This window comes from Pseudomonas atagonensis (assembly GCF_011369485.1).
Classification (GTDB): Bacteria; Pseudomonadota; Gammaproteobacteria; order Pseudomonadales; family Pseudomonadaceae; genus Aquipseudomonas; species Aquipseudomonas atagonensis.
This window is the reverse complement of sequence record NZ_VXCA01000040.1, coordinates 86,574-100,296: the sequence shown is the minus strand read 5'-3', so window position 1 is coordinate 100,296 and position 13,723 is coordinate 86,574. Positions and strand designations below refer to the sequence as shown.

Annotated in this window: 13 protein-coding genes; 2 read left to right on the top strand and 11 right to left on the bottom strand. The window is 58.9% G+C overall.

Going from position 1 to position 13,723, the window contains the following annotated elements:
- Positions 1-124: 124 nt before the first annotated feature.
- The 6 genes from F2P67_RS25280 to galE form a co-directional block, all read right to left on the bottom strand.
- Positions 125-2,203, bottom strand: a complete 2,079-nt coding sequence (locus F2P67_RS25280) for a YjbH domain-containing protein (RefSeq protein ID WP_166225263.1) — start codon at positions 2,201-2,203, stop codon at positions 125-127.
- The gene (locus tag F2P67_RS25275; RefSeq protein WP_166225260.1) at positions 2,200-2,961 is read right to left on the bottom strand and encodes a capsule biosynthesis GfcC family protein; all 762 of its coding nucleotides are present in this window, start codon (positions 2,959-2,961) and stop codon (positions 2,200-2,202) included. Before F2P67_RS25275 ends, F2P67_RS25280 begins: the two co-directional genes overlap by 4 nt.
- Positions 2,958-3,623: a YjbF family lipoprotein gene (locus F2P67_RS25270; RefSeq protein ID WP_166225257.1), complete on the bottom strand. Its 666-nt coding sequence runs from the start codon at positions 3,621-3,623 to the stop codon at positions 2,958-2,960. The genes F2P67_RS25275 and F2P67_RS25270 overlap by 4 nt, the downstream gene beginning before the upstream one ends.
- An 11-nt stretch (positions 3,624-3,634) precedes the next feature.
- Positions 3,635-4,750 (bottom strand): polysaccharide biosynthesis/export family protein, encoded by a 1,116-nt coding sequence (locus F2P67_RS25265; RefSeq protein WP_178120958.1) that lies wholly within the window; start codon positions 4,748-4,750, stop codon positions 3,635-3,637.
- Positions 4,751-4,842: 92 nt separating this feature from the next.
- On the bottom strand, positions 4,843-5,079 hold the full coding sequence (locus F2P67_RS25260) for a hypothetical protein (RefSeq protein ID WP_007910552.1): 237 nt from the start codon (positions 5,077-5,079) through the stop codon (positions 4,843-4,845).
- Positions 5,080-5,308: 229 nt separating this feature from the next.
- The gene (gene galE / locus F2P67_RS25255) at positions 5,309-6,325 is read right to left on the bottom strand and encodes a UDP-glucose 4-epimerase GalE (protein WP_166225251.1); all 1,017 of its coding nucleotides are present in this window, start codon (positions 6,323-6,325) and stop codon (positions 5,309-5,311) included.
- A 388-nt stretch (positions 6,326-6,713) separates the two neighbouring features.
- Here galE and galU point away from each other — a divergent pair, with 388 nt between their 5' ends.
- Complete coding sequence (gene galU / locus F2P67_RS25250; protein ID WP_007910549.1) at positions 6,714-7,547, top strand: UTP--glucose-1-phosphate uridylyltransferase GalU; 834 nt, start codon at positions 6,714-6,716, stop codon at positions 7,545-7,547.
- 29 nt (positions 7,548-7,576) lie between these two features.
- A complete protein-coding gene (locus F2P67_RS25245) occupies positions 7,577-7,990 on the top strand; it encodes a phosphohexomutase domain-containing protein (RefSeq protein ID WP_166225248.1) in 414 nt (137 codons plus the stop codon).
- 3 nt (positions 7,991-7,993) lie between these two features.
- On the opposite strand, the gene F2P67_RS25240 is transcribed toward F2P67_RS25245, so the two are convergent.
- The 5 genes from F2P67_RS25240 to F2P67_RS25220 form a co-directional block, all read right to left on the bottom strand.
- Positions 7,994-9,121 (bottom strand): SGNH/GDSL hydrolase family protein, encoded by a 1,128-nt coding sequence (locus F2P67_RS25240; protein ID WP_166225245.1) that lies wholly within the window; start codon positions 9,119-9,121, stop codon positions 7,994-7,996.
- A gap of 108 nt (positions 9,122-9,229) precedes the next feature.
- The gene (locus tag F2P67_RS25235; protein WP_166225242.1) at positions 9,230-10,273 is read right to left on the bottom strand and encodes an acyltransferase family protein; all 1,044 of its coding nucleotides are present in this window, start codon (positions 10,271-10,273) and stop codon (positions 9,230-9,232) included.
- 12 nt (positions 10,274-10,285) lie between these two features.
- Positions 10,286-11,389, bottom strand: coding sequence for a hypothetical protein (locus F2P67_RS25230; protein ID WP_166225237.1), 1,104 nt, complete (start codon positions 11,387-11,389; stop codon positions 10,286-10,288).
- Entirely contained in the window at positions 11,380-12,612 is a 1,233-nt protein-coding gene (locus tag F2P67_RS25225; protein ID WP_166225234.1) for an oligosaccharide flippase family protein, read from the bottom strand. Before F2P67_RS25225 ends, F2P67_RS25230 begins: the two co-directional genes overlap by 10 nt.
- Positions 12,609-13,721 (bottom strand): polysaccharide pyruvyl transferase family protein, encoded by a 1,113-nt coding sequence (locus F2P67_RS25220; protein WP_166225231.1) that lies wholly within the window; start codon positions 13,719-13,721, stop codon positions 12,609-12,611. The genes F2P67_RS25225 and F2P67_RS25220 overlap by 4 nt, the downstream gene beginning before the upstream one ends.
- Positions 13,722-13,723 lie beyond the last annotated feature (2 nt).

The following is a 13,723-nucleotide window of genomic DNA, read 5'->3' as shown; positions in this document are numbered from 1 at the left end:
GACACAGAACTCCTGTGGGAATGGGCTTGCTCACGAATGCGTCAGGCCAGGCAACATCGATGTTGAATGTGCCGTCGTCTTCGCAAGCAAGCCCGCTCCCACAGTGATTGGAGTTGATGCTGAGTTACTCCGTGATCTTCTCGAAGTTGCGATAGAACATATCGCCTTCGCGGCTATCGGTCATCGAGTGCAGCTGGAAGCTTCGGTTGAGTCGCGCGCCGCCGTCACGGGTCAGCGGTGCCCAGACCAGGTTGGCGCGGCGCATGGTCGACATGCTCATCATTTCGTCGAACGGAATCGACAGGTAGATGCCTTTGTCGAAACTACCTTCGCCATACTCGGCACTGCCGGCGGTGGTGATCGTCGCCCAGGCACCAAAGCGCACGCCGTTGAAAAACTCTCGCGAGATGTCCAGCGTGCCGCCCCAATCGCCGGCCAGATAGCGACCGACACTGACGGCTGCCAAGGTGTCGAACGGCAGATCGGTGTAGCCGGTAATGTGCCCGGTCACCACCGAATAATCGCGCAACGCAAACCCCTGATCGAAATCACGCTGACGCACCCAGTTCAGATCCGCGCCCACTGACCAGCGTTCGCCCGTCGGCCGGAACAGCACTTCACCGCCCACGCCGGCAAACATCGACTCCAGATATCCGCCGTAAACCATGCCGTACAGGTCTTTATCCAGTTGCTCGGCGTGGCTGAGCTGGAACAACGGCATGGTGGTGTTGGACGTGGTCAGGTACTGACGCAAGTCCGTGCGCACGCGCGGCAAACCGCTCGGCGCGTCGTAGGTGAACTTGTCGAAGTTGTTCGCCAGGTTGGCGCTGAGCAAGCCGCTCCACCAGGTGTTGCGGTTGAAGCGGTATTCAGCGTCGGCATCGGCGCTGAACTGATAGAGCAAGCCATCCGGGCCACCGACGTTCTGCTTGAAGCCCAGGCCGACGCCATAACTGAAGTGCTGCGGCGCTTCGCTGTATAGGGTTTTCTCGTTGTGCGGCATCGCCGGATTGATCTCCGTGGTGCGGTGCAGCGACAACAACGGCTCTTCGTTGTTGATTACTTCGCGGAAGGTCTGACGCGGCACGCTGGTTTCTTCCAGCGGCAAGTCGTAGCGCTTGTTGACCACGGTGAACCAGTCGATGTCGTCGTTGACGCTGTTGTCGAGAATCCGGCTCGCCCGACCGACAGCCTTGGACGAATGGAAATAACGCTGCTGCTCGCCATACACAATCAGCTCGGAATCGCGCTGAGTAATGCGCTCGACCTTGTAACCGGCATTCTGTTGCAAGCGTTGCGACACGTCGGCCCAGTTGACCTGATCCGGCGCCGTGGTCGGCGCCTTCGCCGGCAACGGTTCCGGGGTAGGATCGTAGGTTTTCGCAGGAGCCTTGCGACTGACAAAATTGGTGTGGAATGTCACACCGAACATCGCCGTGTTGCCGCGCTCCCACGCCGCACTCACATCAACCGAATCCGTCACCTTGAACACCGCGCCCAGGTTGATCGGCGAGTCCTGCTTGATCTCGTTGTCCTTCGGCTCGTGCTTGTAATCGTTGCCTTCGTATTCGAGTTTCAGGCTGAGCCGATCCCATGGCGTCTGATAGCTCACACCACCGAAGAATGACGGCTTGCCGCGAAAGTACGAGCCCGCGTTGACGTCACCGGTGCCTTCGAGCGCCGGCCGGGTCTTGAAGCGATCATCGAGATAACCCAAGGGGTTGTCGACGTCGCCGCGATTGCCCAGGTAACCCCAGGCAATGCCGGCGCTGAAATCGAAATTGTCGTAGCGCTTGTTGGCGACGAAAAACTCACTGGCGAACAAACCCGTACCGCCGACGTCTCGGAAACCCAGCGCCACATCAGGCGCCCAGTGGGTTTCTTCCCACAGCCGGACTTTGACGTCGACCGCCTTGTCCTTATAGCTCTGGCTGCCGCTCAGAGCCTCCGAGCCGTAGGGCCGGTTAGTGATCGCGGTGTAACGGAATGAACCTTCGAGCCAGTCCAGCGGCTGCAACGACACGCTGTAACGGCTGTACGGTTCAGTGCGGTTGGCGTTGACACTCAACTCGCCGGCCGGGGCCATGCGCGCTGTCGGCGTCTGCAACAGACCGGTGCCACCGAAGTCATTCTGGGTAATGCGTGGCTCTGCATGCGCCAGGCCACAGGGTAATAACAGCACAGCTGCAAAACGTAACTTCAACGAACCACCTCGGCCAGCTGCGTGGCAATAAAGTCGGCCAACTGCTGATTCAGCTCAGGAACAGGCGGATCAAGATCATCATTTTTCAACGGCACCAGAATCTTGCTGCCGGCCACGGGGAAGTGCCCGCTCTCGCGATTCCAGTGCGCAATACCGACGCGCCGCGCAACGCCGTTGGGCTGGATCAGCCACAGATAATCGGCTTCGGCATCGCTCAGAATCGTGCAGCCCTGCAGGTACTCGCGCGCCTCCTGCAACGGCTGATACGGCAGGTGGCAGGTTTCGGCGACAGCACCGAGCACTTGCACTTCATCGACGCGTTTGGGGTAGATCAACCGATCACCGTCGTCGAGGCGGATGTTGCGGGCGAAGCCCACTTCCAGCGCCACCGGATCCAGATCGGCGACCTGGCGTCCGGTCACCGGCATCTCTCGCACTTGCTCGGCAACCCGCAGCGCCAGCGCGACCCGGTCCGGTCTGTCGAACAGCGAAGCCATGCGTTGCAACACGTCAAGATCGAACAGCACACCAGCCTTCAGGCGCGCCTGCTCCTCAAGCAAGGATTGGCGCAACAACCCGCCGGCCAGCCAATAACCTTCGGCATTGGGAACCGCCACGTTGATCACATCGAGCAGGCGCCCGCCCGGCGGCAGTTCGACCGGCCCGGGATTAGCGACATCGCCTGTGACGGTGACGGCCGCGTGACTTGCGCCGCTGAGCAACCACAGACACGCCGATAACACCCGCAGGCGCTTCACGGCACACGCCTGCGATCAGGGGTCAGTTGCACAACCTTGACGCGCAAATGCGAGGTCAGTTGCTGCTCGCTCTGGACGATGAAACCGTCGCGCGGATCGACCCAGTAACGATTGGTCGCGCGCAGGCCGATGGCCGGCGCGTCAATCTGCTCATCGACACGTAGCACGGTGTATTCCTTGTCAAGAATGTCGAGGGTTTCGGTGCCGCGACGGGTGAAGCGACTGTTAACGATCACTCCGACTTCCTGGCCCTTGTAAAGATCGATCCAGCGCCGCGTGGTGTAGCCATCGGGCACTTGATGCAAGCCTGTCTTGAACGGCGCATCATCGGCGAGCCGCGTGCCGTCCAGATCGCCTTCAAGGCCCAGGCCAACAGTGCGCACGGCGAGACCATTGCGCAGCAACAGGACTTGTTTGCCGGAGGCGACCCAGAACTGCAGGTCGTCGCGCTCGCGCACCAGCGCCAGCACGCCGGAGCCGGACGGCGTGGTCAGTTTGATCTGCGGGTAATTGACCCCGGCCACCTGGGCCGGTGTCACGTCCAGTTCATCCGGGCCGACTACCGCTGCTTTGAGGTTGTTCAGCGACGCACTCATCAGCGGGTTACAGCCGCACAACAACAGGGCCGCCATCAGGCAGACGCCAACGTTCAACGTTTTCACAGTCGGCGACCTTATTTGCTGTTGTTACTGAATTCGCTCCAGTTCTTCGCAGCGGAAGCGCCCGTACCGACAATCGATGCCGACGGCACCAACTGGCTGATAAAGCGGTTCCAGCGAGTCACATTGGCCGGCCCGACGTAGACGACATCCTGCGGGCGTACTTCGAAGTGCGAGGCGAGCGCCATGGCCGTCGGCGATTCCGCTTCCAGCTGATAGATTTTCGCTGGCTCGACATCGAGGTTTTCGACGCCGCGAATCACGTAAACCGCGTTGCCGTTGGAAGTGGTCTGACTCAGGCCGCCGACCGAACCCAGTACATCGGAGAGGTTCATCGTTGCCGTCTTGAAGCTCAGGGCACGCGGCTGATTGACTTCGCCCATGACATAGATGCGCTTGTTGTCGTTGTACGGCAGATAGAGCTGATCGCCGCCCTTGAGGTAGACGTTCTGCAACTCGGAATCCGGGCGATTGAGCGAGTCGAGATTCAGCGGGTAGACCCGACCGTTGCGCGTCAGCAACAGGCCGGACAAGTCGGCATTGTTGGTGTCGATGCCGGCTGAACCGAGGGCTTCGACCACGCTCAGTGGATTGGTCGAAATCGCCTGTGGCCCGGCCTTGGCCACCGCGCCGGTGACCACGACTTTCTGGCTGGCGAAACGCAACACCGCGACATCCACTTGCGGCTCGGCGATGAACGCCGACAGCCGCTGTTCGATGTCCGAGCGCAGTTGCTGGATGGTCCGGCCGGCGGCCTGGACTTCCTTGATGTACGGGTAATAAAGCGTGCCGTCAGAGCGTACCAGCCGGCCGTTGGCGTCGATCTGTTGCTGCGCGCCGGACGGGGCCGTCAGCTCCGGGTGATCCCAGACCGTGATGTACAACACATCGTTATTGCCGATGCGGTACTCGGTCGGCGCACTGAGCAGTTCCGTCGGCACGGTCTCGCGCTTTTGCGTCGCGCGGTTCATCGAAATCAGCTTGGGCGTGATCGGAATCAGCTCGACCCGACTGCTTTCACTGGCGCCCTGGCGGGTGATGCCACCGGTGCTCAGGTACTGGCCGGGGGAAAACATGCAACCTTGTAAAGCGAGACTTGCCAACATTAAAAGAGAAAAACTACGAGTCATATAATGGCACTACGCTATTCAAGGGCGAATCCAAAAACAAAGTCACCCGACTTTCGTCGGGCGACTTTGTACTGCACTAACAACTGTTCCTGTTAGTTATGCGTGCCGGTTGTACCGGTGGTACCCGTCGTACCGGTGGTACCGCCATTGGCACTGCCACCGCTGTTGGACGCCGCCACAGCACTGGCGACCATTGCAGTACTGGCTGCAGGCGCTTGGGAAGCCGCTACATTGCCACCTACATTGGTCACCGCTGTCAGCGGCGCTTCAGCTGCGGCAGCCCAGTTGCTCAACATCGTCAACAGGGCAACTGCCATCACTTTTTTCATAACAACTCCTTTCTAACATTCGACTGTTAAAAAACAGTCTGTGTTAGAGGTGGTAGCGTTCAAGTCCGCAAAAAGCGCGAACAAGATCCGTCGTTCTTTCACAGTCTTACGCAACTGATAAAAGTCGAACGGCAGGTTTATATCTACGGACTTGCAAAAGGCATTGCCAGTGTAATTTCCCGACGTTATCTAACAACCTGACTGAAAATAACATTGGACTAAATGGCCATCATCGCAAGTAGCCGTTGGGATGATTCGATTGCCAGCGCCACGTGTCGGTGACCATGTCCTGCAAGTTGCGCGTAGCCTTCCAGCCCAACTCTTTCGCCGCTTTGGAAGCGTCGGCCCAACTCTCGGCGATGTCTCCCGAGCGGCGTGGCATCACCCGGTACGGCACCGGTTGCCCGCATGCCTGCTCAAACGCACGCAACACTTGCAACACGCTGTAGCCGTCGCCGGTGCCGAGGTTCCAGGTGTGAATGCCACTGCGCCCACTGATCGACTGCAAGGCTTTCAAATGGCCGTCCGCCAGATCGACAACGTGGATGTAATCGCGCACCCCGGTGCCATCGACGGTGGGGTAATCGTCGCCAAAGATCGACAACTCCTGCAGGCTGCCCACCGCGACCTGGCTGATATAAGGCAGCAGATTGTTCGGGATGCCGTTGGGGTCTTCGCCCATGTGGCCGCTGTCGTGGGCGCCGATCGGGTTGAAATAACGCAACAGCGCGATGCTCCAGCGCGGCTCGGCCTGACTCAGGTCACGCAGCACGTTCTCGACGATCAGCTTGGACTGGCCATAAGGATTGGTCGGATTGCCAGTGGGAAAGTCCTCGCGAATCGGCATCTGCTCCGGCTCGCCGTAGACCGTGGCCGACGAGCTGAACACCAGCCGGAACACCCCCGCCGCCGCCATCGCCTGGCACAGCGTGACACTGCCGCTGACGTTGGTCTGGTAGTACTCGAGCGGCTTGCGCACGCTCTCGCCCACGGCTTTCAGCCCGGCAAAATGCAGCACGGCGTCGATGGCATGCTCGCGGAAGATCCGGTCAAGCAACGCCCGGTCGCAGACGTCGCCGCGAATCATCAGCGCACTTTTGCCACAAATGGCTTCCACCGCGTGCAATGCCGCATCGCTGCTGTTGCAAAGATTATCCAGCACGACAACTTCATAACCTGCTTCAAGCAAAGCAAGTGTGGTGTGCGAGCCGATATAGCCGGCGCCACCGGTGACAAGTATCTTCATAGCGCGGTCCGTATTTGATAAGTGCCCGCAGCATGTCAAGCCTCACTTAGTGGTTTTGTGCTGCACTCCACACAAATAAGGCGACAACAACCGAAGACAAAACTAGTTCAATGACTGGCAATAAATATTTTTACAAGTCAAACTCTATTGCCCGCTACTTATTAGCACTGCCCGCGCACTTATCACTATCAACGGATACCGACTAAAAATAACGAATCCGCGACTAACCGACTTCTCATAACATTGTCATGTTTTGCCGCAACTACCAATTGCCATTAATAACCTGACTCAGGTATTAAAGTAAGCCTTCAATAATGATTGAAACTTGCCGCCATTTATCATGGCTTGCAATCGTCGCCTGTGTTCCATGACTGTCCAGGATACTTTTATGATTCGTAAATGTTTGTTCCCCGCTGCCGGTTATGGCACGCGTTTCTTGCCGGCAACTAAAGCGATGCCCAAGGAAATGCTGCCGATCGTCAACAAGCCGTTGATCGAGTACGCCGTTGAAGAAGCCCGGGACGCCGGTCTGCAGCACATGGCAATCGTCACTGGCCGAGGCAAGCGCGCGCTGGAAGACCATTTCGACATCAGCTACGAACTCGAACACCAGATTCGCGGCACCGAGAAAGAGAAATTCCTCGCCGGCACCCGCGAACTGATCGACACCTGCACCTTTTCCTACACCCGTCAGGTGGAAATGAAGGGCCTGGGCCACGCGATTCTCAGCGGTCGCCCGTTGATCGGCGATGAGCCGTTCGCGGTGGTGCTGGCCGATGACCTGTGCCTGAACCTGGAAGGCGATGGCGTACTCACGCAGATGATCGAGCTGTACAAGAAATTCCGCTGCTCGATTGTCGCCATCCAGGAAGTCCCGGCCGACCAGACCCACAAGTACGGCGTGATTGCCGGTGAGCTGATGTCCGACGGCATCTATCGGGTCAACAACATGGTCGAGAAACCGGCACCGCAAGACGCGCCGTCGAACCTGGCGATCATCGGTCGCTACATCCTCACTCCGGACATTTTCGACCTGATCGCCGACACCCAACCGGGCAAGGGCGGCGAAATCCAGATCACCGACGCCTTGATGAAACAAGCGCAAAACGGCTGCGTGCTGGCTTACAAATTCAAGGGTTTGCGCTTCGACTGTGGCGACGCCGAGGGTTACTTGCAGGCGACCAATTTCTGCTACGAAAACGTTTATCTCAAGGGCCGCTGAGACGGCTCCCTTCACCCAACGAGGCCACCATGTACATTGCACAACATTCCGTAGAGATTGAACGCGAGGTGGGCAACCTCGGGGTGATGAGCTGGTTGTCCCGCCATCAGCCGCTGCCCAGCGCCAACGAATCCTGGCTGGGCACGATTTTGCTGGTGGAACGCATCGGCATGTTTCCTTCGTCCGGCGATATTCGCCGGCCGATCAACGATCCATATCCCCTGCTCGCTCATCTGAAACGAATCTATGGCGAACAGGCACTGGAGATGGACGACCGCGACGGTCTGAAAGTGATCTTCGGCGACTGGCGATTCCGCGTGCGTCTGTGCTGTAACGACCCGGCGATCATCATCAATGTTGAGACCCGATGCGATGCACGACTGATGCCGCAGAAGATCGCGGAATTGCTCGATCAGGTCGACGCTTTCGAGCAGCGAATCTGATCGTTACCGGGCGACGTCGCAACGATCCCTGGCGCCGGTAATCCAGCCGTAAAAGTAATCGGCAATCACCTTCCCGCCCGTGGCCGGCACCGGATGAATCCTGTCCGGGCCGATCATCGCGGCGGCGTAACGCTTGACGTCGGGGCCGAAGGCGCATTGCAGGTTGGCGTAGCCCAGATGCTGCTCGTGCGCCCACGGCTGCAACACTTGCGCGTACGCCGACATCGGGTAGGCACTGGAGCGCGTGGTGTCCTGACGCATGATCAGGTTGATGCTCGCCTGCGGTTGAATCTCGCGCAGCATCCCGACCAATCCCTGAACGTTGTGCAGATACGCTTCAGGTTTCACGCCAAAACCCTGGTCGTTGCCACCGAGCATGATCAGGTAAACGTCGGCCGGAATCTTCGCCACGGCTGCTTTCCACTGGGTCTGCCACTGCGCATCGTGGTGATAGAAATCCGCCGAGGCCGCGCCGGATGCCGCCATTTTCGACACTCGCACGCCGTCCTGATCATTGCGCATCCACGCGCCGAACAACGTAGGCGCGCCCTTGACCACCTCCAGTTTGAATGACCAGTCTTTCGCTGCCGAGAGACCTGTCAGCGCGAGTTCCTGAACGCCCGAACCTTCAAGTTTCAACGGTTGCCAGTCTTGCGTCGGCGTCCAGCGATAACGCACTTCGCTGGGCTCACCGTTACCCAGATACAGCAATTTCGCCTGCGTGACGGCGGTATCGATTGCCGGCGACGGATTTGCGTCAATCTGCAGCCACGCGCCGGGGCGGCCAGTGATGGTGCGACTGTCCGGGCTGGCCTGACCCAATGCGGAAACCTGCCAGCCACCGCCAAAGTATTTTTCACTGCTGCGGGTGTACTTGAAATGCGTCCCTCCCAGCGCCGCGCCGTGGTTGAAACCGACATAACCCGGCCCGGCAAAACCGACCTCCCCGGCCACGCGCTGCACCAGTTTGTTCAGATAGAAATCCTGGCCGGCGCTGTAGCTGTCGCCGATCACCGAAACCGCCAGCACCTTGCCGGCCTTGCCTTCACGCCACTGCGCAAAACGCTCGCGCGCATCGCCCACTTCAACCACCGAGGCGGCAACGGGCTGCGCGTCATCAACTGCGAACATTCAATACTTCCTCAGTCTGTAATAGCCCCTTCGCGAGCAAGCCCGCTCCCACACTGATTGTGCGATTTGCGCAGTTCCAATGTGGGAGCGGGCTTGCTCGCGAAGCTTTTAGCTATTGATCGGTGCCGCCGGCGTCATGATCGGGGCAGGCTTTTTAGAGGTGGCGCGCTCGCCGAGCAGCAGCACCGAGGTGAAATTGAACCGGCTGAAAATCATCGACAACACCACTGGCCCGAGCAAACCAAAGGTCAGCCCCCCCAGTACCAGCAAGCTTTCATCCTTCACGCCCAACCGCCCCAGCACAAATCGCGATGTCGCCGCGAACAGCACGTGGAACAGGAAGATCGCGTAGGAATACCCGCCGAGCCAGGTCAGCGCCTTTGAGCGCATGTCACTGGACAACAATGCGATGCAGGACACACACCCCACGGTCAAACCGATCAGGCTGCGGCGATCGACAATCAACTCGCGATCAATCGCCGCCACATACAGCAGCGTCAGCGAAATCACCACGAACACCAACGGGCCGATCACCTTGAACGTCTGCTTCAACCGCTCGACATTTTCCTGGCCGATCATCCCCGCGACGAAAAACGGTAGCAGGTAAATCGCACCATTGATGCCGAACGCATCAAGCTTGAACGGCGGCAACAGAAACAATACCGCCGCAAACGCGAACAGTCCGAACAAGCGCACCGGCGAACGCAGCAAACCTCGCCACTCCAGCAAGCCGACGAACATGAAAATGATGAACACCGCCTGCAGGAACCAGAAGTGGTTGATCGGCACCCAGAACGACAGCAACGCGTCGATCACGCCGACATCCTTGTTCACCCCCGGCCCCACCGCTTGCAGCACCGAGAACGGCACACCGACGCAAAACAGCGGCACGATCAACCGTCGCACCTTGCCGCTGAAGAACGCCGAAAAGTCATTGCCGCGGATTTTGTAGATCGAATAGATGTAGCCGGAAATAAAGGTGAACAGCGGCATGCGCACGTACACCATCGAATCGGCGATCACCCGGAACGGCGAGCCGACGTCGATCTTCAAACCTCCGCCCAACGGGCCGATGACGTGATAGAGCACCAGCAGCAGGCACGCCAGGCCGCGCAGGGTTTCGATCTCCAGGGACTTTTTCTTGCTCGACATAAAGCACCTGCCTCAATTGAGAATTCTTGATTCAACCTGCACCGGTTTGTTCGCCCGCAGCATTAAACCCAGCCCCACGAACAGCACCGGCACCACCATGGAAAAGTGTCGGGCGAAGGAGCCAAAGTCCGGTTCGAACAAACCTTGAACCAGCAAAAACGCCAGCGGAATCGCGATCAGCTCCTTCGGTTTGGTCTGGATCGGTGCGCCCTTGTAGTCGGTCGAGGTGATGACTTTGAACAGCAGCAACGCGGTCATGATCATCAACGCGACGAAGATCACCTGCCCCGGCCCGGACAGCAGAATCAGCTCCACGGGGAACGACAGCCGGAAGAAAATGATCATTGAGTCCAGCGCCTGCGAGACGAAATCACTGCCGCTGAGCCACGAGACGATCAGCGATTTGGAACCCTCCTCGCCCGCCGTGCGCAACTCGTTGTTGCTCGCGCGGATCGACGACACCGGAAACCCGAGCGCGACCTGGATCGACATGGCCACCGCCAGGTAGAACAGGAACAGCATCAGAAAGAACGTCGTGCGCGACACGTACTTTTTCATCACGCAGACGCCGACCCACGACAGCGAAAACAGAATCCAGTAGGGCCGGATCAGCACGCCGTAGATCACCGCCGATAGGAAGAAGCCGCCGCGATATTTACGCGTCAACGAGCTGAGCAAAATGCTCAGCACCGCAACCGACACGATGATTTCCTTGGTCAGGTTTTCCAGGAAGAACGAACGAACAATGCCCCACAGACACAAGGTGCCGAAGATCGCCAGCGGCATGCGGCGGAACACCACCACCGGAATCGCCGTGAGGAAAAAATTGCAGAACATGCCGTAGGCCCAGGCATTGGTCAGGTTGATCCCTGTCGGCCGCAGGAGGAACGCCGAACACTCGTAGGACGAGCGATCCGGCGAGAACGGGTTCCAGAAATTGCAGTTGTCGGCGCGCGCGTAGGACGACCACAAGGTCATTGCATCGGGGCCGGGATCGCGGGGGATCAGCAGCGGCATCGCCACCGACAGAAACAGCCCGGTAAAGAGGATCAGGAACGAGACGTACGAGTCGAGTTTCTTGCCGCGAAACTCGATTCGCGGCAACTTCAGGCCCATGACAACGCAGCCTTTTTCGTGCGCGTCACGCGGGTCAGCACGGCAATCACGCCAAGCTGCACAATGATCGCGAAGACGTTGCCCCACGCCGCGCCGTAGATCGAGTAATGCTTGATCAGCAGGTAGCTGACAGGCACCGAAACCAGCAAACAGATCGCGGCGCTGGCGAGCGACACCCGACTGTTTTTCGAAGCGATCAGGCCGCCCCAGACGATGTCGCCGATGGCACGCAAGGCGAAGGAAAAGATCAGCACGCCGAGAATCGCGTTGTCCGGACGCGGCACGCTGGTGGCGACGTAGTCGAGCACCACGTTGAAGAACAGATAAATCGCCACCGCCACCGCCGCCGAAACCACCAGCGAGCGCATGACCCATTTGTTCACGAACAGTTGCTTGACCGTGAACGCTTGTTGATCGGCCTGAAAGCGCTTGGCCAATACCGGAATCCCGACCACCGCCACCACCGCATACGACAACGCCTGCAAGGTGTTGGCCGCCGACCACGCGTACACGTATTGACCGAGCCTGGCGTAAGGTTCGAGGTCAGCGATCAGAAAGCGTTCGGCGTACTGACTCAGCGCGATCAAACCGGTGCCGAAATAGAACGGCAGTCCGGCCTTCCACACGGTGGCCGTGGCCAGTGTCCCGGTTTCCCGCCCGCGATGAACGTTCATCACGATCCAGTAACCGGCAATGATCACCAGCACGTTGGCGACCACCCACAGCCACAACACACTGGCGATTCCCGACACCCAGCCGAGCATCATTCCACCAACGGCCAACACCGCCCACAGGCCGGTCTTGATGAAAAACAACAAGGCGCCCGCCGTGGCTTTCTGTGCGGAGAACACGAAGGAATTGATTTCGAACGACAGGTGTTCGGTGAGCAACACCAGCGTCACGCAGAGGATCAGTGCGGTTGTCGCCTCAACCGTCTGGAACAGTGAATAAATCCCCACGGTCACCAGCGACAGCAGCAGCCCCACCGCCAGATACAGCAGCAAAACCTTGTCGACGACGCGGCGCGAACTGCCACCGACACTGATCAAGCGGTTGATTTCGGAACTGAAACCGACGCTGTAAAACTTCGAAGCGATCAACGATGCGGCAACCACCACACCGTAAAAACCCAGCGCCTCATAACCGAGGTAATGGGTGATCGCCAGCACCAGCAAAAACTTCGCGCCCAAGGCTCCGCCGCGAAGCAACAGCCGAAATATCATCGAACGATCCCTTTGATGATCTCGTCCATGGCCACGGTTTTCGCCTCGATTTCGCGACAGGTGTCCGTCAGGCGCTTGCCGAAATCCGCCAGGGCATTGGGCGCGTAAACCGTGTTGATGATGGTGTCGACATCGATGTCGCCGCCATTGATCACCCAGTCCTCGACGCCCATGTCCTGATAGGCGCCGAAACCTTTGCGCTCATAGCTGATGTGGTACGCAGGCACGCCGGAAAGCAGCGACTCGATAGCGCCGTGCAGGCGCACGGAAATCACCAGATCCGGTTGGTATTTGGCAATCGTCGCCTTCAACGACAACAGGTCTTCGCTGATGCCCAGTTCGCGATAAAACGCGCCGTCATCGTTGCCGCGCACCGCGCTTTGCACCGCGCACACCACTTTGCTTTTGTTCTTCAGACGCTGCAGAAGCAGTTTCAGATTGGCGACGTAGGCGAGCTTCTTGTCCTTGCTCCACTCCGGCGGCTTGCGCAGCACCACGCAGACAGTCGCCGGCGACGCAGCGCAACGGGTGAACTTGGGTTGCAGAAGGATCTTGCCGGCCAGCGACTGCACCGCCAGATCCGGCGCGCGATAGACGTTTTCGCAGGCATCGAAGATGGCCGAGGAGCGATTGTCACGCACGAACACCGCGTCGGCGCTGGCGTAATGCTCAACGATCTTGCTGCTCTCGCCGTGAAACGGGCCGATGCTTTGCGGCAGGTACACCGACGGCACCTTGCTGAGAATCGCGGTTTCCAGTTGCTTGGCGTGGCCGAGTTTCAGCTTGATGTGTTCGAAGGCACTCTTCGAGCGCATGTAGCCGCCGCCGACACCGACGATCAAGTCGGTTTTCTTCAATAAATCAGCGAGCCCGGCGTAGGACTGATTGAGGAACACCGCTTGCTTGACCCGGCCCAGACCCTTGGCCGCCATCACCGGCGCATCAAAACGCGGGTGCGGCAGATAGTTGAAGGATTCGGGGTCGGACGCCACGACGCTGATCGAAGTGTCTTCACCAAAGTTGCGCTGCACCAGCGCAATCGCCAGATCGACCAGCAGACCGTCACCGGAGTTGGACGCACTGTAGCCATGCAAAATCGTTACGTTCATAA

Bases quoted from the DNA above. Each gene is read 5' to 3' on its own strand.
- F2P67_RS25225 (WP_166225234.1), bottom strand. From the start codon at position 12,612: ATGATATTTCGGCTGTTGCTTCGCGGCGGAGCCTTGGGCGCGAAGTTT.
- F2P67_RS25260 (WP_007910552.1), bottom strand. From the start codon at position 5,079: ATGAAAAAAGTGATGGCAGTTGCCCTGTTGACGATGTTGAGCAACTGG.
- F2P67_RS25240 (WP_166225245.1), bottom strand. From the start codon at position 9,121: ATGTTCGCAGTTGATGACGCGCAGCCCGTTGCCGCCTCGGTGGTTGAA.
- F2P67_RS25220 (WP_166225231.1), bottom strand. From the start codon at position 13,721: ATGAACGTAACGATTTTGCATGGCTACAGTGCGTCCAACTCCGGTGAC.
- galU (WP_007910549.1), top strand. From the start codon at position 6,714: ATGATTCGTAAATGTTTGTTCCCCGCTGCCGGTTATGGCACGCGTTTC.
- F2P67_RS25265 (WP_178120958.1), bottom strand. From the start codon at position 4,750: ATGACTCGTAGTTTTTCTCTTTTAATGTTGGCAAGTCTCGCTTTACAA.
- F2P67_RS25230 (WP_166225237.1), bottom strand. From the start codon at position 11,389: ATGGGCCTGAAGTTGCCGCGAATCGAGTTTCGCGGCAAGAAACTCGAC.
- F2P67_RS25235 (WP_166225242.1), bottom strand. From the start codon at position 10,273: ATGTCGAGCAAGAAAAAGTCCCTGGAGATCGAAACCCTGCGCGGCCTG.
- galE (WP_166225251.1), bottom strand. From the start codon at position 6,325: ATGAAGATACTTGTCACCGGTGGCGCCGGCTATATCGGCTCGCACACC.
- F2P67_RS25245 (WP_166225248.1), top strand. From the start codon at position 7,577: ATGTACATTGCACAACATTCCGTAGAGATTGAACGCGAGGTGGGCAAC.